At 67.4% G+C, this 22,904-nt stretch carries 18 protein-coding genes and 1 tRNA gene; 13 read left to right on the forward strand and 6 right to left on the reverse strand.

What is annotated here, in order from left to right; all coding sequences use genetic code 11:
- Positions 1-23: 23 nt before the first annotated feature.
- From CWT12_RS01815 to CWT12_RS01830, 4 genes are all read left to right on the forward strand, one after another.
- Complete coding sequence (locus tag CWT12_RS01815; protein ID WP_161923471.1) at positions 24-1,682, forward strand: SpaH/EbpB family LPXTG-anchored major pilin; 1,659 nt, start codon at positions 24-26, stop codon at positions 1,680-1,682.
- Positions 1,683-2,101: 419 nt separating this feature from the next.
- Entirely contained in the window at positions 2,102-3,130 is a 1,029-nt protein-coding gene (locus tag CWT12_RS01820; protein ID WP_237564252.1) for a class C sortase, read from the forward strand.
- Positions 3,093-4,190, forward strand: a complete 1,098-nt coding sequence (locus CWT12_RS01825) for a phosphatase PAP2 family protein (RefSeq protein ID WP_161923473.1) — start codon at positions 3,093-3,095, stop codon at positions 4,188-4,190. The genes CWT12_RS01820 and CWT12_RS01825 overlap by 38 nt, the downstream gene beginning before the upstream one ends.
- 85 nt (positions 4,191-4,275) lie before the next feature.
- Entirely contained in the window at positions 4,276-4,791 is a 516-nt protein-coding gene (locus CWT12_RS01830) for a PH domain-containing protein (RefSeq protein ID WP_161923474.1), read from the forward strand.
- 49 nt (positions 4,792-4,840) lie between these two features.
- On the opposite strand, the gene CWT12_RS01835 is transcribed toward CWT12_RS01830, so the two are convergent.
- Entirely contained in the window at positions 4,841-6,436 is a 1,596-nt protein-coding gene (locus tag CWT12_RS01835) for a sensor histidine kinase (protein WP_337247916.1), read from the reverse strand.
- 198 nt (positions 6,437-6,634) lie between these two features.
- Positions 6,635-7,366: a response regulator transcription factor gene (locus tag CWT12_RS01840; RefSeq protein WP_161923476.1), complete on the reverse strand. Its 732-nt coding sequence runs from the start codon at positions 7,364-7,366 to the stop codon at positions 6,635-6,637.
- Between the two features lie 211 nt (positions 7,367-7,577).
- Here CWT12_RS01840 and CWT12_RS01845 point away from each other — a divergent pair, with 211 nt between their 5' ends.
- Both CWT12_RS01845 and topA read left to right on the forward strand, forming a co-directional pair.
- On the forward strand, positions 7,578-8,927 hold the full coding sequence (locus CWT12_RS01845; protein WP_161923477.1) for a PAS domain S-box protein: 1,350 nt from the start codon (positions 7,578-7,580) through the stop codon (positions 8,925-8,927).
- A gap of 163 nt (positions 8,928-9,090) precedes the next feature.
- Entirely contained in the window at positions 9,091-12,045 is a 2,955-nt protein-coding gene (gene topA / locus CWT12_RS01850) for a type I DNA topoisomerase (RefSeq protein ID WP_161923478.1), read from the forward strand.
- Positions 12,046-12,285: 240 nt separating this feature from the next.
- Here the strand turns inward: topA and CWT12_RS01855 are convergent, their stop codons facing one another.
- Complete coding sequence (locus CWT12_RS01855; RefSeq protein ID WP_161923479.1) at positions 12,286-13,038, reverse strand: CPBP family intramembrane glutamic endopeptidase; 753 nt, start codon at positions 13,036-13,038, stop codon at positions 12,286-12,288.
- A gap of 1,184 nt (positions 13,039-14,222) precedes the next feature.
- Here CWT12_RS01855 and tmk point away from each other — a divergent pair.
- The 3 genes from tmk (at position 14,223) to CWT12_RS01865 (ending at position 16,508) form a co-directional block, all read left to right on the forward strand.
- Complete coding sequence (gene tmk, locus CWT12_RS01860) at positions 14,223-14,900, forward strand: dTMP kinase (protein ID WP_161923480.1); 678 nt, start codon at positions 14,223-14,225, stop codon at positions 14,898-14,900.
- Positions 14,901-15,243: 343 nt separating this feature from the next.
- Positions 15,244-15,447, forward strand: a complete 204-nt coding sequence (locus tag CWT12_RS13690; protein WP_237564253.1) for a hypothetical protein — start codon at positions 15,244-15,246, stop codon at positions 15,445-15,447.
- Positions 15,444-16,508 carry a DNA polymerase III subunit delta' gene (locus CWT12_RS01865; RefSeq protein ID WP_237564254.1) on the forward strand — a complete coding sequence of 355 codons (1,065 nt, stop codon included), beginning with the start codon at positions 15,444-15,446 and terminating at the stop codon, positions 16,506-16,508. Before CWT12_RS13690 ends, CWT12_RS01865 begins: the two co-directional genes overlap by 4 nt.
- A gap of 37 nt (positions 16,509-16,545) precedes the next feature.
- On the opposite strand, the gene CWT12_RS01870 is transcribed toward CWT12_RS01865, so the two are convergent.
- Positions 16,546-17,475, reverse strand: coding sequence for a helix-turn-helix domain-containing protein (locus CWT12_RS01870; RefSeq protein WP_161923481.1), 930 nt, complete (start codon positions 17,473-17,475; stop codon positions 16,546-16,548).
- A 163-nt stretch (positions 17,476-17,638) separates the two neighbouring features.
- Between CWT12_RS01870 and CWT12_RS01875 the strand changes: the two genes are divergently transcribed.
- A complete protein-coding gene (locus CWT12_RS01875; RefSeq protein WP_161923482.1) occupies positions 17,639-19,249 on the forward strand; it encodes an alpha/beta hydrolase in 1,611 nt (536 codons plus the stop codon).
- Positions 19,250-19,344: 95 nt separating this feature from the next.
- Here CWT12_RS01875 and CWT12_RS01880 read toward each other — a convergent pair whose 3' ends face one another.
- Positions 19,345-20,427, reverse strand: coding sequence for an asparaginase (locus tag CWT12_RS01880; RefSeq protein ID WP_161923483.1), 1,083 nt, complete (start codon positions 20,425-20,427; stop codon positions 19,345-19,347).
- 122 nt (positions 20,428-20,549) lie between these two features.
- Between CWT12_RS01880 and CWT12_RS01885 the strand changes: the two genes are divergently transcribed.
- The 3 genes from CWT12_RS01885 to CWT12_RS01895 all read left to right on the forward strand — a co-directional run bounded on the left by CWT12_RS01885 (position 20,550) and on the right by CWT12_RS01895 (position 22,003).
- Positions 20,550-20,622, forward strand: a tRNA-Thr gene (locus tag CWT12_RS01885).
- 166 nt (positions 20,623-20,788) lie between these two features.
- Complete coding sequence (locus CWT12_RS01890) at positions 20,789-21,121, forward strand: histone-like nucleoid-structuring protein Lsr2 (RefSeq protein WP_136194231.1); 333 nt, start codon at positions 20,789-20,791, stop codon at positions 21,119-21,121.
- 144 nt (positions 21,122-21,265) lie between these two features.
- Positions 21,266-22,003: a phosphoglyceromutase gene (locus CWT12_RS01895; protein WP_161923484.1), complete on the forward strand. Its 738-nt coding sequence runs from the start codon at positions 21,266-21,268 to the stop codon at positions 22,001-22,003.
- Between the two features lie 181 nt (positions 22,004-22,184).
- Here CWT12_RS01895 and phoU read toward each other — a convergent pair whose 3' ends face one another.
- The gene (gene phoU, locus CWT12_RS01900) at positions 22,185-22,844 is read right to left on the reverse strand and encodes a phosphate signaling complex protein PhoU (protein ID WP_161925237.1); all 660 of its coding nucleotides are present in this window, start codon (positions 22,842-22,844) and stop codon (positions 22,185-22,187) included.
- Positions 22,845-22,904 lie beyond the last annotated feature (60 nt).

Raw genomic sequence — 22,904 nt, forward strand, 5'->3', positions numbered from 1 at the left:
AACCACATCAACGAGGAGAACCCATGTCATCCCTCACCAGGCGCCGTTGCGCTGGCCTCGCCGCGGCGGTGGCCCTTGCAATCGGTGGTGCGGTCGCGGCGCCCGTCGCCACGGCTGCCCCGGTGTCGGCCATTATTGCCGCCGACACGACCGAAACGGTCAACACGGCCACGATTGACGCCAATGCGACGTCGACTCTGACCATCCACAAGCTCTCGCAGACCGAGTCCAACGGCACCAGCGCTGGCAACGGCTTGGAGGACTCCAGCGCCACCGGCGACCCGGTCTCCGGCGTCACCTTCACCGTCACCAAGCTCAACTTCGATCTGACCACCCAGGCTGGCTGGCAGGCACTCGCCGATCTGAACGGTAGCGCTGCGGCAGCTGCCGACTACAAGACCAGCACCGTTTACACGGACACGACCAACGGTTCTGGCCTGGCCACGTTCTCGGACCTGCCGGTGGGTGCCTACCTGGTTTCAGAGTCGTCGACCCCGGCGAACGTCACCCCGGCGGAGGACTTCATCGTCACCCTGCCGATGACCGACCCGACCGACCAGGCGGCTTGGAACTACGACGTCCACGTCTACCCGAAGAACTCTATCGTTGACTCCAAAAAGGAGGTCAGCGATGTCACGTCGCCGTCGGTTGGCGACACGGTGACCTACACGATCAAGGCGGACGTGCCCAAGCTTGACGTTGCCGGTGGCGCCACGATCAAGAACTACCAGATTGTTGACCCGCTTGACCCCCGTCTGGACTACTCGGACACGACTGTCTCCATGATTGGAGAGGGCGCGGTGTCCCTCGCTGAGGGTACGGACTACAGCATCGTCTCCGCCGCCGGCGCGGACGGTAAGACCTACGTGACCGTCACCTTTACCGAGGCCGGCCGCAAGAAGATTGCGGAGGCCCGCGACGCCGGTGACGCCAGCACCCAGGTGCAGGTGGTCATCAACGCCGTCGTTAAGGAGATCAGCAGTGGCTCCAGCGCGATCAGCAACGAGGCCTACCTGATCCCCAACGACTCACAGACCAGCTGGGATCCCGAGCGTCCGACCCCCGACGTTCCCGGTGAGCCCAGCGACGAGGTCAACTCCTACTTCGGCAAGGTGGCGATCACGAAGACCGGTACCGACAACGCTGAGGCTGCGAAGTACGCCGGTGCGCAGTTCCAGGTCTACCAGTGCACGCCGACCGGCGCCTCCCAGGGCGGCGTGGTCAAGCGCGCCGACGCCGGCATTAAAGGTGACGCGCTGACTGCAACTGAGGTAGTTGGCGGCACCGCCACTGCCGAAACTGCCACCTTCACTACCGGCTCGGACGGCACCGTGACCATCGACGGCCTCCAGACGAACGACTTCATCAACAACGCCGACGTCGCCAGCCCGGACTGGTACTGCCTGGTGGAGACCAAGGCACCCGAGGGCTACGAGCTCCAGAATGGTGTGATTACCTTCCAGGTGCTGAAGGCCAATGTCATCGCCAACACTGACGCGGACGGGAACGTCCTGGCCTACACCCTGGACGTGACGGTCACCGATGTTCCCTCCAACGCCGGCTTCCGCCTGCCGCTGACCGGTGCCAACGGGATCCTGTTCGTAACCGTCGCCGGCATTCTGCTGGTCGCTGGTGCGGTGCTGCTCGCGGTGTACAACAAGCGCCGCAGCGCCGAGGGCTGAGCAGCGAACGCGTAGGCGCAGTGCCTGATCGCTAACGCATCTCCAATACGCGCGGCGGCGTGTACGAATCGGATGACTCCGGGCGTACACGCCGCCGCCGTCACCAAGACGTATCTTCTAATGCCGCTCCCGGTCCCATAGGATTCCGAGTTGAGTGGCGAGCCGCCGCGCTGATAGAGGCATGCTCTTGGCTCAGCGTTTCCGGGCTCATGCCGATTCATAAGCGAGTTATAAGGAAGAATATGGGCCAGACGCCTACAGTCGTAGATCTTTTGGATGCGCCGCCCCGGGACGACGCTAGCTCCGGATACTCCGCCAGTGCGCAAGGTGGCGGTGCCCAACCCCCAGAGAAGTCTGGCGGCCGCCCGAGTGGAACGGCCAACCGCGGTAACTCCCTTATCAGTCTGCTTCCCTTCATCTTGGCACTGGCTGGTGCCCTTGTGCTGGCATATCCGGTCCTGGCCACACAACACAACAATGCCCGCCAGCAGGCGATCGCCGATCAGTACCAGGCACAGATGGACTCTGTAAGTCCTGACGTGCTTGCCGCCGAGCTGGCCAGTGCAGATGCGTACAATCAGGAACTCGCCTCCTCGCCGATCCTCGACCCCTGGCTCGACCAGCAGCGCCCCGACACCCCCCAGTACCAGGCCTACCTGGCCGAGCTGGACCTGGACGAGGTCATGGCCCAGATTGTCATCCCCAAGATTCACGTGGACCTGCCGATTTACCACGGCACCGATGCCGATACCCTCGCTCACGGAGTGGGCCATCTCTTCGGCACTGCTCTGCCCGTGGGCGGTACCTCCACTCACTCCGTGCTCACCGGCCACACCGGTCTGGGGTCAGCCACCCTCTTTGATGACCTAACCGAGCTGGAGGAGGGAGACGCCTTCTACATCACTGTTGCCGGCCGTACGCTCAAGTATGAGGTCAACGACATCCGGGTCGTGCTGCCTACTGAAACTGAGTCGTTGAATAAGGTCCCTGGGGAGGACCTGGTCACTCTGATCACCTGCACCCCCTACGGAATCAACACCCACCGCTTGCTTGTTACTGGCACGCGCGTGCCGATGGACCCGGTGCAGGCGGCGGCAGAGAAGGCGGCGGCTACGCCTGCACCTATGCGACCGTGGATGCTATGGCTGATCGGGGCAGTTGTCTTGATCCTTTCAGTTCTTGCAGTATCCGCCGGGCGTGCGGCGTGGCGCCACGCGAAGCGCAGGCAGGTTGCGGGTGCTGAGGCTCGGACTGAGCCTGCGGCGCACGGAGACATCACTTCCGTACCTACAGGCGAGGGCACGGTTCCGGAGGATCTAACCGAGTTCCTGTCCCCCTACCTGGAGGCGATGAAGGATCAGCGTAAGCCTTCAGCTGGTACGCAGGATAAAGCCGTATCATCCGGGCCTAATGACGAATCCCAATCTCCGTCCGGAAAGCATCCCTGACGGCGCCCGGCGCCCCGGCGCCGCCCCGCGCCAGGGCGGGCGGCTGCGGCTCCTTGCGGGTGTGCTCGCCCTCGGCTGCTTCGCGGGCGTTATCGGGGTCTGGTGGCTCTCGGTGGCGAACCCGACCGGTCAGGCCATGGAGCAGGCGGCCTTCGCCGGCTCGTTGATAGGGGCGCGCTTCGTCTCCGACCACGCCCGCAGCCTGCTGCACATAGTCTCCCTCCCCGCAGCGATCGGGCTCGTGCTGGTAGTACTGGTGGGAGCCCTATGGCGGGGCAGCAGGCGCAGGGCACTGTGGGCGGCGACCGCCGTCGTCGCCATCAATCTCTCCACCCAGGTGCTGAAGTACCTGGTCCTGTGGCGCCCGGACTACGGGCTGTCCCAGCGGTTCGGCGGTATGAACACCCTGCCCTCCGGGCACACCGCGGTGGCGGCTTCCGCCGCGGTCGCCCTCATCCTGGTCACCCGGCCTCAGTGGCGCTCGGGCGCGGCCGGGGCGGGGGCCCTACTGGCCGCCGCCATGGGCTACTCGACGCTCGTGTGCCAGTGGCATCGCCCCGGAGACGTAATCGCCGCCCTGCTGCTGGCAACCGCATGGGGCTCCCTGGCGGTCGCCGGCGGCGCCTGGGCGGATGAGGAGGAGACCACAGCGGAGCCTGCCCGGACCCAGCAGGCCAGCACCCTGCGGGGACCCGCAACCGGACAGCCCCTACCCCCGCAGGCCGTCCTCCCGCAGGCGCCGGCGCCTCGCCGCCGCATGCCGGGACGCGCGCTCGGGCAACGCACGCCCGGCGCTGCCATCCTGCTCGGGCTCGGCATCCTCGCGGGTGCCGCGGCCCTGGTGCTGGCGGTGCTCAACTGGCAAGGCGTCATGGCTGCAGGCGGAACACCCACCCCCGCCACCATTCAGGCCCTGGGCCGTACCGGCACGTTCATCGCCTACGCGGCCGGGGCTGTGGGAACTGTCGCCGTGGCCTGCACGGGCATGGGGGCGCTCGCCCTGCTCACCCCGCGGGAGGCCGGACAGGGCGGGGCGCTAACGCGCCCGTACGCGGGGTAGCGACCGTGCGCCCGGGCGCGTGCTCGCGAGGCGGGGCCTCGCCCGAGTGACGGTGCGCAGCAGCGGCGGGTGGCACACTGGGGTTATGGCTCTACCCCAGAAGCATCTCAGCAAGGACGAGGTTGTTGTGCGTCACATGCGCACGCACCCAAAGGTCCTGCTGTGGCGCATCATCGTTCTCCTCACCCTGCTCACCGCCGGTGTGGTGGCATCCGTGCTACTGCCGGACGCCGATTGGCGTACCGGCGTGGTGATCGCCCTGTGGGTCGTCATCCTGGTGGCCTTGGTCCCTCTTTTCATCCTGCCCTGGCTGCGCTGGTTGGCGACTACCTACACCGTCACCTCCAAGCGTGTTATCACCCGCGCCGGCATCCTCAACAAAACTGGCCACGATCTACCCCTTTCCCGCATCTCAGACGTCCAGCAGGAGCGGACCATCACCGACCGCCTATTCGGTTGCGGCAGCCTCTCCCTGCAGACCAGTGCGGATGAGCCCCTCGTGCTAGTGGACGTTCCCGATGTGGAAATGGTGCAGGTGGAGATCGCCAACCTCCTCTTCCACGACGTCGAGGGCGCTATCAACGCCGATCCCGACGACTGAGCTCGTGCGGCGCGTGGATGTGCCCGCGGGGCCGACGCCCGGCAGCGCACTATGACGGCAGGGAAGTCGGCAGCGTCACCGTGAAGGTGGTGCCGTGATCCTCGGCGCCGGTACGCGAGTCCACGGTCAGGCTGCCGTGGTGCGACTGCACAATCGCCAGCGCGATACTCATGCCCAGGCCGGTGGAGCCGGTGCGTCGTTCCCTGGAGGCGTCACCCCTGGCGAAGCGCTCAAACAGGCGCTCACGCACGGTCGGATCAATGCCCGGACCGTCGTCGGCAACCTTGATCACCAGCGTATCGCCGTCGCCGCGGGAGAGGATGACTTGCACGTGGCTGCCAGCAGGCGTGTGCACGCGGGCATTGGCCAGCAGGTTAACCATCACCTGCCGCAGCCGCGCCTCATCGCCTACAACCAGCGTCGGCTCGGGCACGAATTCCTCCGCGGCCTGCTGGGACAGCCCGGCAGGCGGCTCAAGAACTGCCAGATCCAGGTCCCACACGTGCTCGGGGCCGGCGGCGCGCGCATCAGCGACCGTGTCAAGCAGAATCTCCACTAGATCGACTTCCGCGTGCTCCAGATCGCGCCCGGCATCCAGGCGGGCCAGTAGCAGCAGGTCCTCCACCAGTGCCGTCATCCGCACCGACTCCGAGTGCACGCGCTCCAGGGCGTGCACGGCCTCCTCCGGCAGCACGGCGTCGGCGCCGCTACGCTGAATCAACTCGGTGTAGCCGCGAATGGAGGCCAACGGTGTGCGCAGCTCATGCGAGGCGTCGGCAACGAACTGGCGCACCTGCGTCTCACTGCGCTGACGCGCCGTCAGTGCCTCATCAACATGCCCCAGCAGGGTGTTCAGGGCATTGCCGACCTGCCCGACCTCCTGGGAGGAGGCAACGTCGACGGCGTCGACCCGCTCGCGAATGCTTACTTCGCCGCGCGCGAGCGGCTGCGAGGCAACCCGCTCAGCCGTGCCTGCGACTCGCTCCAGCGGAGCCAGCGCCGTCCGCACCAGCGCCCTGCCCGCCAGCGCGGCGATCACCGCCCCGATGATGGCGATCAGGAGCTGCGCCAGCAGCTGGGCGCGGACCAGCTTCTCATCACTGCTGGTGGACAGGCCCGTTACTACTACATCTCCGCTGGCGGAGTCCTCGGTGACCAGCACGCGGTAGTCTCCCAGCGAACCGACCGACACCGTTACCGGCTCCCCGGTGACCTCCAGCGACAACAGGGCCTGGCACTCCGCATCGGTGAGTATGCGGTAGTTGCCGTCGTCGTCGATGTAGCCCGCCTTGACGGTGGAGACGGCCGAACCGGTTGCGCCTCCCGCGCCTGCGGAAGCGTCGGCGTCACTGCCGCCACCGCGCTCACCGGAGGCGATCACCGTTAGGGTGCCGGTGGACTGGCCGACCGCATCCAGGCCGATAGGTACGGCGTTGCTGGGGGCTGCCGACCGCGAATCGTCATCCCCGGGGGACTGGGGGCTGGAGGACAGCCTCGGATCCTGGACCGGGGCGGCGCCCACGGGGGCGGCCGCCTGACGGCGGGCGGCGACCCGCTCGGAGGCCGCCGCGAGCTGCTCGTCCAGGCGATCGGTCAGTGCGTGGCGCAGCAAAAGTGTGGACAGCGCCCCGATGCTGCCGGCCATGACCAGGACGATGCCGATAACGCCGGCCACGAGCCGGGTTCGCAGACTGCGGGGTGCCAGCTGCCGTCGGCCGAGCGGGCCGCTTGCGGCGCCCGCCCCAGCCCCTCCGGAGGCGCGCCGACAGCGCCACCCGCCCTTGGGGGTGCCGTCGGAGTTGCTGGCAGAGTTGCTAGCGGTCCGCATGTGTGCCCGCCGCGGCTACTGGCCGGCAGCCGGCTTGAGCACGTAGCCGACTCCACGCATAGTGTGGATCATGGGCTCGCGGCCCTTGTCGATCTTGCGGCGCAGGTAGGAGATGTACAACTCCACGATGTTGGCCTGCCCGCCGAAGTCGTAGTTCCAAACGCGGTCGAGGATCTGCGGCTTGGACAGCACACGGCGCGGGTTGCGCATCAGGTAGCGCAGCAGCTCGAACTCGGTGGCGGTCAGGCGGATCTCGTCATCGCCGCGCCACACCTCGTGAGAGTCCTCATCCATGCGCAGGTCGCCGACCTCCAGCACGTTGGCGGGCTTGTCGGCGCCGGCACCGGAGCGCCGCAGCAGGGCGCGCAGCCGGGCGACGACCTCCTCCAGGGAGAAGGGCTTGGTGACATAGTCGTCGCCTCCGGCGGTGAGCCCCGCCACGCGGTCCTCGACGGCGTCCTTGGCGGTCAGGAACAGGACGGGAACGGTGGGCTGGTGGCCGTGGATACGGCGCATGACCTCCATGCCGTCGAAGTCGGGCAGCATGATGTCCAGTACGACAACGTCCGGGTCGATCTCCTGGGCAACGCGGACCGCGGCCCGGCCGGTGCCGGCGGTGGTCACCTCCCAGCCCTCATAGCGCAGTGCGGAGGCGAGCAGATCGGCGAGGGTCTGCTCGTCGTCTACAACTAGCACGCGTATGGGGGAGCCGTCAGGGCGGGTGAGGGTCTCGGCGGAGGTGCTCATGCGCTTCATTGAACACGCCTATTCTGTGGTGAACCTGTGAGCTGTGAGGGGGGGCACCTCAGCGGTGTGACCGTCTTCCGCAACGCAAGTTCGTTATATGCCGAACTCATGTGGCAGCATGGGTGAAGAGGCTGGTTGGGTCGAACCCTGATCGTCCGGCGCAGCATCCAGCCACAGGATCCCCTTTGTCAACCAATCCCGCGGGAGCGTAATGGACTACGTCGATGGTAACGAGCGCCGATTCGGTGCCGAGGACCTTTTCTTCTCAACCACAGATGCTAAGGGTATCATCCGCAGCACAAACCGGGTGTTCGACACGCTGTCCCGGTACAGTGCCGAGCAACTCGTCGGTGCTCCGCACAACATCATCCGTCATGACGACATGCCGGCGGGCGCTTTCCGGCTCATGTGGGATGAACTCGAGCAGGGACGTCCCGCCTGCGTCTACGTGCTGAACCGGGCCAAGGACGGCCTGGACTACTGGGTCTTCGCCACCGTGGCGCCCTTGTCCGAGGGCTACCTATCGGTACGTGTACGCCCGAGCAACCATGCCCTGTTCACCCCGGTCAAGCAGATGTACGCCCGGGTGCGCGCCGCTGAACGCGAGTACGCCGCGCAGGGGCACAGTCGTCGCGAGGTCGGACAATACGGTGCCCAACTCCTGAGCGAAGAGCTGAGTGAGGCGCACTTCCGCGGGCTTTACCCCTTCGCCAGGGCTGCTCTGCCACGGGAGCTGGCGCTGCTGGTGGCAGAGGGAGTAAAGGTTCCGGTCCGCACCGCATCCGACAGTCCCATGTCCACCATTCTGTCCGCCATGGCCGCGATTGAGCGGGACACCGACGAACTGGTCCAGCAACTCGGCGAATATCAAGACCTCATCAATAGCCTGGGATCATGGTCGACGGGGGTCCGATCCATAACCGACCGTGCCGACCGGGTGGGTTCCATGGTCACGGAGGCGACCAGTCCCGACCGGGAGTCCTCGGTGCCCGCAGTCTCCGCGCGGGTCAGGGAACGCAGCGCTCGAGCCGTTGAGCTGCTGCAGCAGCTCAACGGCTCCCTGGCAGCTTTGTATGAGATGGCGTCCGAGGTGCGTTTCCGCGCATCACTGATGCGCCTGCACACCTTGATGACGGGCGTCTTTGCCGCCGCGGTTCTTGATGGGGAGGACAGCGACTCCAGCACGGCGATCGGCGACCTCGCCGAGGCGCTTCTGGCAGATCTGGAGCCGTTGGTGCCATCGTGCCAGAACGCCGCGGATCTGGTGGAGCGCCTGGATACGGACATGCGTTCGGTAGTGTCCGATCTGGACCGGATCAATCGCCCGTTTCAGCGTTGGATTCGCGCCCTCCAGGACGAGGGCGCGCTGCCGCTGGATGAGGATGTTGATGTCCAGGCGCTTCTTCATGAGGCGGTGGAGCTGAGCGATACGGGGTTCCCGGAGACGTCCTCCCTGGCTGAATTGGCGGCCAAGGCGCGTGGTGCAGTCGTTACCCTGGATGCGTCCGCTATCCGCGACCGCGTGGCGACGGTCCGCGAGGCGCTGGCAAGAATGCCTTGAGTCATAGTGGTCGTCGCGACACCGTTGTGTTGCTGTCAACTGAGATACGTTAACCTCACCATGGGTCGGGTCCCATCCCGCTCCCGCCGTCACCTCTGAGGGAGCGTGGCGGTCGTGACGTCTCACCCCAGGGTGTCCATGGTCTGCATAAGAAAGGTCGCTTGTGTCCACCAAGCTCGTCATCGTCGAGTCCCCCAACAAGGTCCGCTCCATTGCCGGATACCTGGGCAAGGACTTCGACGTCGAGGCCTCGGTCGGCCATATTCGTGACCTGGCCCAGCCGTCCGAGCTGCCCGCAGCCGAGAAGAAGGGCCCGTACAGCAAGTTCGCTGTCGACGTAACCGACGGATTCAAGCCCTACTACGTGGTCAACCCAGACAAGAAAAAGACGGTCACGCAGCTGCGCAAGGCCCTCAAGGACGCCGACGAGCTCTACCTGGCCACCGATGATGACCGCGAGGGGGAGGCCATCGCCTGGCACCTGCTGGAGGTGCTCAAGCCCAAGGTGCCGGTCAAGCGCATGACCTTCACCGAGATCACCAAGGAGGCAGTCACCCGCGCCCTGAGCAACACGCGTGACCTGGACACGCACCGGGTGGACGCCCAGGAGACCCGCCGCATCCTGGACCGGCTGGTCGGCTACGAGGTCAGCCCCGTGCTGTGGCGCAAGGTGCGTGCCGGCCTGTCCGCCGGGCGCGTGCAGTCGGTGGCCACGCGCCTGGTGGTCGAGCGTGAGCGCGAGCGCATGGCCTTCAAGCCCGCCGGCTACTGGGGAGTGGAGGCCCAGCTGTCCACCGACCTGGCCGCCGGCAGCTCACTGCGGCCCACCGCGGTGGACAGCTCGTTCACTGCGCGCCTGACCGCCCTGGACGGACGGCGCGTGGCCACAGGACGTGACTTCACCGACGCCGGGGTACTGCGGCCTGCCGCCGTCAAGGCGGGAACCGTGCACCTGCACGAGGGGGCCGCTCGCGCCGTCGCCGACGCCATCACCCGCGCCGTGCCGCGCGTTGCCGAGGTGGAGGACAAGCCCTACCGGCGGCGCCCGGCGGCACCCTTCACCACCTCCACCCTGCAGCAGGAGGCGAGCCGCAAGCTGCGCATGAACCCGCGCGAGACCATGCGGGTGGCGCAGGCCCTGTATGAGAACGGCTTCATCACTTACATGCGTACCGACTCCACGGTGCTGTCCGGGCAGGCCGTCGCCGCCGCTCGCAGTCAGGTGGCCGAGCTGTACGGCGCGGAGTACGTCGCGCCGAAGCCGCGCGTGTACGCCACCAAGACCAAGGGTGCCCAGGAGGCCCACGAGGCGATCCGGCCCGCCGGCGACCACTTCCGCACCCCCGCCCAGGTGTCCGGCCAGCTTACCGGCGCCCAGTTCCGACTGTACGAGCTGATCTGGCGGCGCACGGTCGCCTCCCAGATGGCCGATGCCACCGGCTCCACGGCTACCGTGCGGGTGGACGTGCCGCTGCGCCCCGCGGACGGCGGCTCCCGCGATGCCGGCATTACCTTCAGCACTGCCTCCCTCAGCGCCTCGGGCACAGTCATCACCTTCCGTGGCTTCCTGGCCGCATACGAGGAGGGGCGTGATGCTGAGCGCTACGAGTCGGAGAACACGCCCGCGGTGGCGGGCAGCGCCGATGCCGCTGCGGCGGGTGAGGGCGCCGGAGCCGGCGGGGCCGCCGCCGCGAAGGCGGGCAAGGACCGGGAGGTGCGCCTGCCGGCCATGATCGCCGGGCAGGAGCTGGCCGCACTGGCTGCCGAGGCCGCCGGGCACGAGACCACGCCGCCGCCCCGCTACACGGAGGCCTCCCTGGTCAAGGCCCTGGAGGAGCGGGAGATCGGCCGGCCGTCCACGTACGCCTCCATCATGTCCACCATCTCCGACCGCGGTTACGTTGAGCACCGTGGCCAGGCACTGGTGCCCACCTGGCTGGCCTTCGCGGTTACCCGGCTGCTGGAAGAGAACTTCAGCGAGCTGGTCGATTACGACTTCACCGCCTCCATGGAGGCAGACCTGGACCGTATCGCCTCCGGCGAGGAGGACCGGGTCGACTGGCTCACCCACTTCTACTACGGGCCGCAGGGGCAGGCGGGTGCGGGCGTGAACGACGCTGCGGCGTCGGGACCGGCGCCCGCGGCAGCGGGGCCTGCGGGGGAGAGCCAGGGGCTCAAGGCCCTGGTTGACGGGCTGGGTGAGATCGATGCCCGCGCCGTCAACTCTATTGACATCGGTGAGGGCATCACCCTGCGCGTGGGCCGCTACGGGCCCTACCTGGAGGACGCCGAGGGCAAACGCGCCAATGTGCCCGGCGATCTGGCGCCCGACGAGCTAACCGTGGCCAAGGCGCAGGAGTTGTTCATCCGCGCTGCCGATGACGGGCGCGAACTCGGCACCGACCCGTCCACCGGGCACACCATCGTGGCTAAGGATGGCCGTTACGGCCCCTATGTCACCGAGATCCTGCCTGAGCCGGAGACCGGTGAGGCGGAGGCTGCGGCCGGCTCGGCGTCGTCGAGGAGCGGTGCCAAGACTGCCCGCCGGGCCCGGAAGGGACCCAAGCCGCGTACTGCCTCACTGTTTAAGTCGATGGACTTGGCCACCGTTACCTTGGAACAGGCCCTCGACTTGTTGAGCCTGCCGCGCGTGGTTGGCCAGGACGCCGAAGGTGTTGACATCACGGCGCAGAACGGTCGCTACGGGCCCTACCTGAAGCGGGGCACTGACTCGCGCTCCTTGGAGAGCGAGGAGCAGCTGTTCACGGTGACCCTGGAGCAGGCGCTGGAGCTGTTCGCCCAGCCCAAGCGGCGCCGTGGTCAGGCGGCTGCCCGCGGCCCCCTGCGGGAACTCGGCACCGATCCGGCCACGGGGCGTCCGGTGGTGATCAAGGACGGCCGCTTCGGCCCGTACTTCACCGATGGGGAGACGAACGTGACGCTGCGTCGTGATGATGACCCGGCCACGGTCACTCCCGAGCGCGCCTATGAGCTGCTGGCGGAGAAGCGCGCTAAGGGGCCGGCCAAGAAGCGCACTACCCGTAAGACCACGGCGAAGAGAACCACTGCCAAGAGGCCGACCGCGAAGAAGTCCACCACCAGTAAAACGAGCGGCTGAATCAGGCTGCCTGGCTCGCCGGCTCACCGCACTTTGGGGTGTGGTTGCGGCGGGGTTGCCCGGGAGTCGGTCGGATCGGTGGACATCCTGGCTGAGACTTCAGCAGCCGCTCCGGACGTGCTGTCATGAAAAACGGTGCGAGTCGGGACGCCTCCGAATAATGCGGCAGCCTGTGACCCGACTCCGGCCACAGGCTGCAATGTGGGCGCCGCTGAGGACGCCTTGGCTTGTTAGGCGCTGTTAGGCGCTCTGAGAAGGTGCAATCGCCTCCTGCTTCCGCCTCTTGAGGATGAGGACGAGCGTGATGACGAATTCAACCACCGTAAGCGCCCCCATGGCGATGCTGATGGCAGGAATCTTCACGGGCGCATCACTCAGAAGGATGTAGTCCCACAGGAAGTGGGCGGTTACCAGCAGGCCGATGCTCTTGGTGTAGTCGTACATGAGCGCGTAGAACAGTCCGGCGATGAAGGTTGACACCAGCTGCGACAGTGTGCCGGTCAGGGGCTGCCCGGCGAGGATATTCACCGCGTGGAGCAGGCTGAACATGGTTGCGGAGACGAGCAGGGCGCCGTTGACGCGCCTGCCGTTGGGCTCACCCAAGTAGGCGGTGTAAAGGACGCGGCGGAACATTGTCTCCTCTGCAAGTCCCACCAGGAACGCCACCGCCAGCGGCGTCATGAATGCGGCGCTCAGCTGCCCGTTAGTCAGTAGGTAGTAGGCCGCCATGCCGACGACCGGCACAAAGATCACCAGGAAGAGCGTGTAGCTCCTCGGACCGGTGGGAGCGGGCAGCTGCTTTCGCAGAGCGAGGAAGCAGCCGACCGCGCCCAGGGCCAGCAGGCAGAAGAACGGAAGCATGGCCCTCGCATAACCGGGATCGTTGTAACTCGTGTTGAAGAGGTGGCGAACGGTCAGGTTCGCGATCCCCATGGCGAGGATGTAGAGGAGGGAGGATTTGAGCGCGGCGCGCGCGGTGTCGGTCTTTGGCATAGTGCCTCCTTATAGCATCTGTTAGTTGGTCATTGGAAATCGGGTTCCAACTCGAAGATTTCGTGGGGTTCCTCCGGTTTGTGGGTGTGGTGGTTCGCCGTTTGGTGGCTGGTGCGCGTGCCTGGGTGGGTTGGCGTGCTGGGTGTGGCGGTTGTGGCGTGCCGGGAGTGGCGGCTGGTGTTCGGGGCTGTGCTGGCGCGGTGGTTCGTATGCCCGTGGTTGGCGGTTCGTACGTTCTGGCCGGTGGTTCGCGTGCCCATGGTTGACGGTTCCTGGTGGTGACGGTTCGTACGTTCTGGTCGACGGTTCGTACCTGGTGGTGACGGTTCGTACGTTCTGGTCGACGATTCGTACCTGGTGGTGACGGTTCGTACGGTAGGGGTACGTAGCGTCACCGAAAGGTACGAAGCGTCGGTGCAAAGGTACGAACCGTCATGCGAAGTGCCGAACCGTCGCGAGAAGTGCGGAAGCGTCGCGCGGGGCGTACGCACGAACCGGCCCGGTCCGCGCCCTTCACAGCGGTGTACTGCTCCACTCCGGTGATCACCTCCCCGTAGTGCCTGGGGTGCGGTAGCAGAGTCGCTGGAGCTACTGGCCGGCGCCGTCAGCGGTTGCCGCCCCGGTCCAGGTGCCGCATGGCCTCAATGATTTCGGCGATTTGTCAATGCCTTCAACACGGCCGGAGCCGTCGGCCCGAGCACCGCGCTTGTCTACTTGGACCATCTGCGTGCGCCTATGGGCAGATCCGGGGAGGCATGGCTGGTTCAGGTAGGTGCGGCTGGTTCAGACAGACATGGCTGTTCCAGCCAGGCGCGGGCCAGGCAGCCGCGCCCTGGACACCGCCCGACCTCACTCCCGGCGCGCTCACACCGGACGAGCTGCAATAGCGGCTCTTTGAGTCCGAGGCTTGGGGTTTGCGGCTCGGCGTGAGCCCAGCCACCGTATGGAGTTCTACGTGCCGGCCTTTTGCGGCAGCGGTAGAGGCGCGCCAGCGTGCACGCGCTGGTGTCATGGAATGCACCACTTTGGGACTCACTGCCGTCGGTCCCGCTGGCTGTGTGCGCGGAATCGTGCGGTTTGTCGGATTCGGAAGAGGATCCGCAGTCGGAAAGTGGTGCATTTTATGACAGGGACAGGGCGGGGACCAGCCCTGTCCTGGCACGGTCTGCGGCTACCCTGACGCCGTGAACTTGTCCGCTTTCGCCCCGGTGCCGCCTGCGCACGCCTATCCCGGCCTGTTCGTCTCCTTCGAGGGCGGTGACGGAGTCGGCAAGACCACCCAGATCGAGCTGCTGAGCGAGGCGCTGGGCAAGTCCGGTATCGCCCACCGGCGCACACGTGAGCCCGGCGGCACCGAACTCGGTGCACAGATCCGTCGGCTGCTGCTCCACGGCGGTGAAGTGAGCCCGCGGGCGGAGGCCCTGCTGTATGCCGCCGACCGCGCCCACCACGTCGACTCGGTCGTGCGTCCCGCGCTCGCTCGTGGTGAGGTGGTACTGACCGACCGCTATTTGGATTCCTCAATCGCCTACCAGGGCGCCGCTCGGGCGCTCGGTCCCCAGGAGGTGCGCGACCTGTCCCTGTGGGCTGTCGAGGGTCTCCTGCCGGATCTGACCATCCTGCTAGATGCCGAGCCTTTCGTCGGCGCCGCACGCGCCGGCGCGCGCGGGCCGAGCGATCGCCTGGAGCAGGAGCCAGTCGCCTTTCACTCCGCACTGCGCGAGCAGTTCCTGGTACTGGCGCGGCAGGAGCCCGAACGCATCAAGGTCGTTGACGCCGACCGGCCTGTGGAAGAGGTGGCCGCCGAGGTGTCCGGACTAGTTGAGGGGCTCATTGCCGTCCATGGGGCGGGGCGCAGCTGAAGGCCTTCCGCGCCCTCTCCCGCCGAGGTCGGTGGACGTTACGTGCCGAGGTCGGTAGACGTAACGTCAAAAATGATGACAAACGGGGGCGTCGACGTCCACGACGCTCTTGAAAATGGCGAAACCATGCGGGTGCCGAACCGCTGTGAGCGGCCACGCGAGTCGTTTGTCATCGATTTTGACACCTAGGCCGTTCGGCGGGACGTGAAGGTCGGTCGATCTGTCCGCCGAGGCAGGTGCTGGTGGGCTTTGTGGCTAAACGTGTCGGCGGTTGCCGTTAGCCTGGTGCCGTGATCCAGTCTTTGACGCCCGCCGCGGAGAACGCAACCAGGTGGTGCCTCGGATGAGCGTGTGGGCCGATGTCGTCGGCCAGGAGAAGGTGGTCGCCGCCTTCCAAGCTGCCGCGGAGGCCGCACGCATGAGTGTTGCCGCCCGCGGCGCGGCTGCCGACGCCGCACGCGTGGCTGCTGGTACTCGGGGGGTGATTCCAGCCCCGCTGAAATCGGCATCACCGACTCGGCCGGCGCTGTCGATACGTCGGCCATGACCCACGCCTGGTTGGTGACCGGGCCGCCCGGCTCCGGCCGGAGCGTCGCCGCCCGCGCCTTCGCAGCAGCCCTGCAGTGCACCGGGGAAGTACCCGGCTGCGGGGTGTGCAAGGCCTGCCGCGATGTGATGAGTGGCGCCCACCCGGATGTGGTGCGCATGGCCACCGAGAAGCTCCTGATCACGATGGACGAGGTCAAGACGCTGATTGGGGAAGCGCAGCGCCGTCCCTGGACCGGCCGGTGGCGGGTGATCCTGGTGGAGGACGCCGACCGTATGGCCGAGCGCACCACCAACGTGCTGCTGAAGTCCATTGAGGAGCCGCCCCCGCAGACCGTATGGATCCTGTGCACGCCCAGCGCCGACGATGTACTACCCACCATCCGCTCCCGCTGCCGGCTGGTGACGCTGCGCGTTCCGCCCGCCGACGCCGTGGCCGAGCTGCTGGTGCGCCGCGACGGCGCCGACCCGGAGCTGGCGGCCCGCGCCGCCCGCGCCAGCCAGTCCCACATCGGGCTCGCCCGCCACCTGGCCACCGACGCCGGCGCCTGGGAGCGGCGGCGTCGGCTGCTGCTCGCCCCCGTCTCCCTGCGCAGCGTCGGGGACGCGGTGCTCGCCGCGGCCGACCTGGTGGACGCCGCCGAGGAGGAGGCGAAGACGGCCACCGCTGAGCGGGACGCCGCCGAGAAGTCGGCGCTGCTGCGCGCCCTCGGCCTGGAGGACGGTGCGCGCGTGCCGCCGTCGCTGCGGGCTCAGGTACGTCAGCTGGAGGAGGACCAGAAGCGGCGCGCCCGGCGGGCCCGCACCGACGTGCTCGACCGGGCCATGATTGACCTGCTGTCCTTCTACCGGGACGTGCTCGCGGTCCAGCTTGGCAGCGACGTGGAGCAGGTCAACATCGACCTTGCCGAGGCCGTCTCACAGGTGGCCGCCGCTACCGTACCGCGCCAGTCGCTGGCGCGCATCGGTGCCATTGAGGAGTGCCGTGAGCGGCTGCGGTCCAACGCCGCGGTGCTGCTGGCGGTCGAGTCGCTCATGGTGCAGCTGCGCCCCCAGGCCTGAGCACCGCAGGGGCGCGCCGATTCCGCCCGTGGCAGGTCTAGCGCGGCTCGGCCGTGGCGGTATCCGCCGGCGCCAGCTCGGTGGCCGCCCAGGAAGACAGCAGCCGCAACGCCTCCGCGCTCGCGCTGCCCGGTTCCACCCCGTACACGAGCATGCTCATGCCGGGGGTGGTCGCCATGGCGGCGGACTCGTAGCACAGGTGAATCTCCCCGACGATCGGGTGGTTCACGACCTTCTCGTTGCGGCACACGTAGCGGACGTCGTGGCGCGCCCACAGGTCGGAGAACTCCCGGCTGCGCGTGGACAGCTCCCCGATGAGTGCCTGCAGGCACGGGTCGGTCGGGTCCTCGCCGGCGCGCAGCCGCAGCATCGCCACCAGGTCCTCTGCGCCTGTCTGCCAGTTGGGGAAGAATTCCCGTGCACGCGGGTCCAGGAAGATGAAGCGGGCCATGCTCGGATGCTCGGCTGCTACCTCCGGGATCGGGTCCACGAACATGGGGTGGTACAGCGCCCGTGCCATCGTGTTGGCCGCCACGTAGTCTCCCGAACCGTTGCGCACCGCAGCAGGCATGGGCATCGCGTCCAGCAGCCACTGGGTGTCCGGCCGTATGGTGCAGCTGTTGGCGCGCCCGCGCCGACGCCGTATCCGCCCCATAGGGGTGACGGTGCGGGCTAGGTCGATGAGGTGCTGGCGCTCGGCGTCATCCAGCAGCAGCGCGGAGGCGAGCGCTTCCAGCACCTCATCGGAGGCGCCGGCTGCATTGCCCCGCTCCAGGCGCGTGTAGTAGTCCACGCTCACCCCTGCGAGCATGGCGACCTCCTCGCGGCGCAGCCCGGGTACGCGGCGGCGCCCGCCGACGACGGGTAGGCCCACCATCTGCGGCTGCACCTTGGCCCGACGCGTGGTTAGGAAGTCCTTCAACTCAGCGCGGGCGTCGGCGGGCATGGGGGAGGACGACTGGCTCATGCAAGCAAGGTTAGACGCCAGATGTAGGGCGAGGCAGGCCCGCCCAGGCCCTGTCAGGCGTTTCGGCACGACGCTGGGGCGAGCCTAACGGCTGGGTCGCAATGGGGAGGAATCCACCTTGCACAGTCAGGGCCGCTTGAGCACGTAACCGTAGGCTGCACGCGTGAGTACTCATTCGGGACGCCCCCGCCGCGTTCTCGCGGCTCTCACCGTCGTCCTCACCGCGACTGGCCTGGCCGCGTGCGCGGTGCTGCTTCCCGCCACTGATGTCAGCCCCTCCGCGGCGGCCCGGGCGACCGACGCCGCCGCCTCGGTGCCCGCCGGCCTGGAGGACTTCTACTCCCAAGACGTCGACTGGTATCCGTGCGTTGATACGGGCATGGCCGAGGCCGAGGGCGCCGCCGACTTCACCTGCGCCTATGCGAGCGTGCCGCTGGACTACTCCGATCCGAGCGGGCGGCGCATTGATATCGCGATGAAGCGCCGTGCCGCCACTGGCACCGCGATCGGCAGCCTGTTCATCAATCCGGGCGGACCGGGAGGGTCGGGTGTCAGCCTGGTGGAGTCCGCGGAGGGCTACTTCTCAGACGCCCTGATGCGGTCATACGACGTGATCGGCTTTGACCCGCGGGGCGTGGGCAGCTCCACCGCCATCGACTGCCTGACCGATGCCGAGCTGGATGAGGAGCGCGCTGGGTCGGGGGACCAGGCGAGTGCGGGCAGCGAGGCGTCGGACGCCGCTGCTGCCCAGGACGCGGTGGCGGAGTATGTCGAGTGGTACGAGGGCAAGTGCGCGGCGAACACTCCCGCTGACCTGCTGGACCACGTCGACACGGTCTCTGCGGCCCGGGACTTGGACGTGCTGCGCGCCGTCATTGGCGAGGACCTGCTGACTTACCTCGGCTATTCCTACGGAACATACCTAGGCGCCACCTACGCCGAGCTCTTCCCCAGCAACGTGGGCCGCATGGTCCTCGATGGCGCAATCGACCCGACTCTCAGCGCCGGGGAGGTCACCTTGGGGCAAGCGGCTGGCTTTGAGAAGGCGCTGCGCGCTTATGTGGAGGACTGCCTCAGTGGCAATAAGTGCCCGTTGCGGGGCGATGTTGATGCCGGCGTCTCCCAGATCCAGGACTTCCTGCAAGTCACTGCGGATGCGCCGATTCCGACTTCCGACCCGGACCGGCCCCTGACCTATTCGCTCGCGGAGTCTGCGATTTTGGGGATCATGTATCAGTCGGAGTCATGGTCGGTGCTGAGTGAGGGGCTGGACCAGGCGATGAATCATGACGACGGCTCGGTGCTGCTGCGCGTCGCCGATCTGTTCGCCTCCCGGCAAAGTGACGGCACCTACAGAGGCAATGGCAATGAGGCGATCAATGCCATCAACTGCCTGGACTATCCCGTGGTCGGCGACGCCGACAGCTGGGAGGCGGAGCGCGAGCAGCTTGAGGCGATCTCTCCGACCTTTGGCGCGGACCTGGGTTATTCCGACCTGTACTGCAGTGTCTGGGGGCATGCGTCCAGCCGGGAGCGCGCCGAGATTCACGCCTCCGGCGCCGCCCCGATCCTGGTGGTGGGCACCACCGGTGACCCGGCCACGCCTTATGCGTGGTCGCAGGCCCTCAGTGAGCAGCTGGAGGACGGCCATCTGGTCACCTGGAGGGGTAATGGGCACACCGCCTACGGGCGAGCGGACGCCTGCGTGGCCGATGCCGTTGACAACTACCTGCTGGCGGGCGTCCTGCCGGAGGAGGGGCTGACCTGCGGCTGAGCGCCTGCCGGGAGCCTGCGGGGCAGGCCGGCAGGGCAGGCCCGCGTGCCAGAGTGCCGACGGCGGGTGGCCGGGGCGCATTGGCGGCGGGCGTTTCAGTGGCGGGTGGCCGGCGCCGTGAGCTCTCCGGCCAGGTCTCGGCCCATCCACTTCCCCAGCTCGGCACCGCGCAGCCCCTGGGAGGCGAGGAACTGCAGCTTCGCATAGGCGGCCTCAAGCGTCATGTCGCCGCTGCCGACGGCGCCGGCCTGTGCCGCGCCCGCGCCGGCGGCATAGCGCCCGAGCGCCACCTCTCCCTGAGGGCACTGCGAGGCGATCACCACCGTGACCCCGTCCCGGACCGCCTGGGCCAGCACGTTGACCGGGCCGTCCGCGGCCGCGGGCAGGTTCCCCACGCCGAATGCACGCACGATCACGGCCACGGGAGCTGGTGTCAGTGCGGCCTTCAGGCGCGCGGAGCTGAGCCCTGGTGCCATGTCGATTACCGGCACGTCGTGGGCAGTGTAGGGCAGTGGCGCGGACCAGCCGACACCGGTGCGCGGGGCGCGGGGCGACCAGTGCCAGGGCGCGCCGGCGACGGCGAGCGGGGGCGTGTTTGGTGACTCGAAGCCCTGTAGCGACCAGGTGGAAGTCTTCGTGGCCCGGTTCCCGGCCAGGAGGCGGCCGCCGAAGAAAAGGTGTACCCCGCGGGGCGCGCCCTGGGTGAGCGCGTATACGGCTCCGGTGAGGTTTGCGGCGGCGTCGGAGTCGGTTGCGCCCAGCGGCAGCTGCGAACCGGTGACCACGACCGGTTGCTCGAGGTCGATAAGTGCATAGGACAGCGCAGAGGCCGTATAGGCCATGGTGTCGGTGCCGTGCAGCACGACGAATGCGTCTGCGCAGCCGGCGTGGCGCTGTACGTCGTCAATGACTTGCTGCCAGGTGTACGGGGTGGTCTCCGCGGAGTCAAGCAGGGGTTGCAGGGTGGTGAGCGAGTATGTTGCTCCGGGCGCCGACGACGTTCCCGGGGCAGGTGATTGTGGTGACGGTGGGATGGTCGGAGGTCTCGTGCATACGGTCTCGGTGAATCCTGGAATCAGCCTGGGCAGCCAGCCTCCGAGGTCGGCGCCGGGCTGGAGCCCGCGGGGCGAATCGATCATGCCGATGGTGCCGCCGGCGTAGGTGAAGTGGATGTGCATATGGCCAGGGTACGCAGCTCTGGGTCCGCTTTTGTGCTGCAAACCACCTCACGTGATTGGGCTGCCGGATTGCGTGTCCCGGCCTTCACGCGGTAGCGTGCGTGTCGCCGCTGCGGCGGCAGGCCACCTTAGCTCAGTCGGCAGAGCGATTCACTCGTAATGAATAGGTCGTGGGTTCGATTCCCACAGGTGGCTCTGAGCTTTCGCCTCCCCCAGGGGTTCGTTCAACGCTGAAACATACTCCGACTTGCCGGTTATTGGATTTCCTTGCTTCAATTGGCCATATATGCCTATCCTGTTACCCGGGATGATCCCGCGCTAGAGGCGGGGCCCGCATATGTCTGTGGCAAGGAGGACCAATATGGCACAGAAGACCCAAATTGTGCTTGTGGATGACATCGACGGCTCTGAGGCGACTCAGACCATTACCTTTGCTCTCGATGGCGTCACTTACGAGATCGACCTCAACGAGGAGCACGCCGCCGCCCTGCGCGAGTCGATCGAGGAGTGGACCGTGAAGGCGCGCCGCCGCGGCGGACGCCGCACGCTGCGCCGTCGCCCGCCGACGGGCGTCACCCAGAAGATTCGTGAGTGGGCGCGTGCCAACGGCTACGAGGTCTCGGACCGCGGGCGTATCCCCGCCCCGGTCCGTGAGGCCTACATGGCGGCTAACAACCCCAGCAACAACGGCTGACCTGGGCGTTTCACGCCCACCCGGGCGCGGTGCCGCGGCGTATTCGCCCGGCGCCGACGCCGAAGGCACGTTTTCCGGGCCCCTGGGTCCTTTTTAGGACCCAGGGGCCTGGTGGCACCCGGCCCGTCCTGGCACAATGTCCTCATGGCTTACACCCTTGTGCTGCTCCGCCACGGCGAGAGCGATTGGAATGCTAAGAACCTGTTCACCGGCTGGGTGGACGTCGCGCTGTCGGAGAAGGGGCGTGCCGAGGCCGTCCACGGCGGTGAGCTCCTCAAGGAGGCCGGCGTCCTGCCCGATAAGCTCTTCACCTCCGTGCTGCGTCGCGCCATCATGACGGCGAACCTCGCCCTGGATGCCGCTGACCGCCACTGGATCCCGGTGGAGCGGCACTGGCGCCTGAACGAGCGCCACTACGGCGCCCTGCAGGGTAAGAACAAGAAGGAGATTCGCGAGCAGTACGGCGACGAGCAGTTCATGCTGTGGCGCCGCTCCTATGATGTGCCGCCGCCGGCCATTGAGCTCGGCTCCGAGTTCTCCCAGGACGCCGACCCGCGCTACGCCGGCGAGCCGATTCCCGCCACCGAGTGCCTGAAAGACGTCCTGGCCCGGCTGCTGCCGTACTGGGAGGAGACCATCGTCCCGGAGATCAAGACCGGTAAGACGGTCATGATCGCCGCCCACGGTAACTCGCTGCGTGCCATCGTCAAGCACCTTGATGACATCTCCGATGAGGACATCGCCGGCGTCAACATTCCCACCGGTATTCCGCTCGTCTACGAGCTCGACGAGGAGACCCTGAAGCCCATCAAGAAGGGCGGACGCTACCTGGACCCCGAGGCCGAGGCGAAGATCGCCGCGGTCGCCAACCAGGGTAAGTGAGCCTGCGCGCCGTCCACTAGGACCTGCGCAGCCCGCTACGGGCATCCGGCTCCGCGCGTGCAACTTGCAGCACCCGGAGCGCCCGACCCTGAACTCTGGGTATCCGATTCTGAATCCGATTCTGGGCACCAGCAATGGCGGCGGGGCGGGTGGCGTGACTAACGCGCCCCCGCCCCGCCGCCTACGCCTCGGAGGGGCCGGGCACCGTGATCCCTGAAACCAGGTAGGCCATGCGCCGGGCAACCGACGTCGAGTGGTCCCCAAAGCGCTCCAGGAAGCGCCCCATGAGCACCGCGTCCACTACCTGCTGGCGGGATAGCTCGATGGCCGGATCGAGAATCATCTGGAACGACTCCCGGTGCAGCGCATCCAGCTCGGCGTCGCGGCGCTGGATCGCGGCGGCCAGCTCCAGGTCCTGGGTCTCAATGAGAGTGCACACGTCCCGGCCCGCACGCACGGCGGCGTCGGCCATTTTCACCATCAGGCCGAGGACGGGCTCGGGCACGGGCGCCTGCGGGTAGCGGCCACGGGCGATGGCCGCGACGTGGCGGGCCAGGTCTCCCTGCCGCTCCAGGGTCTGGGCCATGCGCAGGGCGGAGATGACATTGCGCAGGTCCCGGTCCACCGGCTGCTGCCGGGCCAGCAGCATCACGCACATGTCGTCGATGTCGCGCTGGAGGTCGTTTATGCGCTCGTCGGCGTCGATGACCTGCTCGGCGACGATGATGTCCCCGGTGCGCAGCGACTCGGCGGCGCGCTCGATGGCGGTGGCCACCTGCGCCGCCATTGACGCCAGATCCGTGCCCAGCTGTTTCAGTTCCTGGTTGAAGATGTCGCGCACGTTTAGCCTCTTCCCCGTCACGGCCGCGGAGCCGGGCTCGCGGAGCACCCGGCTACACCT

The sequence above is a fragment of the Actinomyces sp. 432 genome (assembly GCF_009930875.1).
Taxonomy (GTDB): domain Bacteria; phylum Actinomycetota; class Actinomycetes; order Actinomycetales; family Actinomycetaceae; genus Actinomyces.

Excerpts from the sequence above, each read along its gene's own strand:
- CWT12_RS01855 (WP_161923479.1), bottom strand. The coding sequence starts at position 13,038 with ATGCCAAAGACCGACACCGCGCGCGCCGCGCTCAAATCCTCCCTCCTC.
- CWT12_RS01880 (WP_161923483.1), bottom strand. The coding sequence starts at position 20,427 with ATGCACATCCACTTCACCTACGCCGGCGGCACCATCGGCATGATCGAT.
- CWT12_RS01840 (WP_161923476.1), bottom strand. The coding sequence starts at position 7,366 with ATGAGCACCTCCGCCGAGACCCTCACCCGCCCTGACGGCTCCCCCATA.
- CWT12_RS01835 (WP_337247916.1), bottom strand. The coding sequence starts at position 6,436 with ATGGCCGGCAGCATCGGGGCGCTGTCCACACTTTTGCTGCGCCACGCA.
- CWT12_RS01825 (WP_161923473.1), top strand. The coding sequence starts at position 3,093 with ATGACGAATCCCAATCTCCGTCCGGAAAGCATCCCTGACGGCGCCCGG.
- CWT12_RS13690 (WP_237564253.1), top strand. The coding sequence starts at position 15,244 with ATGAGCGTGTGGGCCGATGTCGTCGGCCAGGAGAAGGTGGTCGCCGCC.
- CWT12_RS01890 (WP_136194231.1), top strand. The coding sequence starts at position 20,789 with ATGGCACAGAAGACCCAAATTGTGCTTGTGGATGACATCGACGGCTCT.
- CWT12_RS01830 (WP_161923474.1), top strand. The coding sequence starts at position 4,276 with ATGGCTCTACCCCAGAAGCATCTCAGCAAGGACGAGGTTGTTGTGCGT.
- CWT12_RS01845 (WP_161923477.1), top strand. The coding sequence starts at position 7,578 with ATGGACTACGTCGATGGTAACGAGCGCCGATTCGGTGCCGAGGACCTT.
- CWT12_RS01895 (WP_161923484.1), top strand. The coding sequence starts at position 21,266 with ATGGCTTACACCCTTGTGCTGCTCCGCCACGGCGAGAGCGATTGGAAT.
- CWT12_RS01865 (WP_237564254.1), top strand. The coding sequence starts at position 15,444 with ATGACCCACGCCTGGTTGGTGACCGGGCCGCCCGGCTCCGGCCGGAGC.
- CWT12_RS01870 (WP_161923481.1), bottom strand. The coding sequence starts at position 17,475 with ATGAGCCAGTCGTCCTCCCCCATGCCCGCCGACGCCCGCGCTGAGTTG.
- CWT12_RS01815 (WP_161923471.1), top strand. The coding sequence starts at position 24 with ATGTCATCCCTCACCAGGCGCCGTTGCGCTGGCCTCGCCGCGGCGGTG.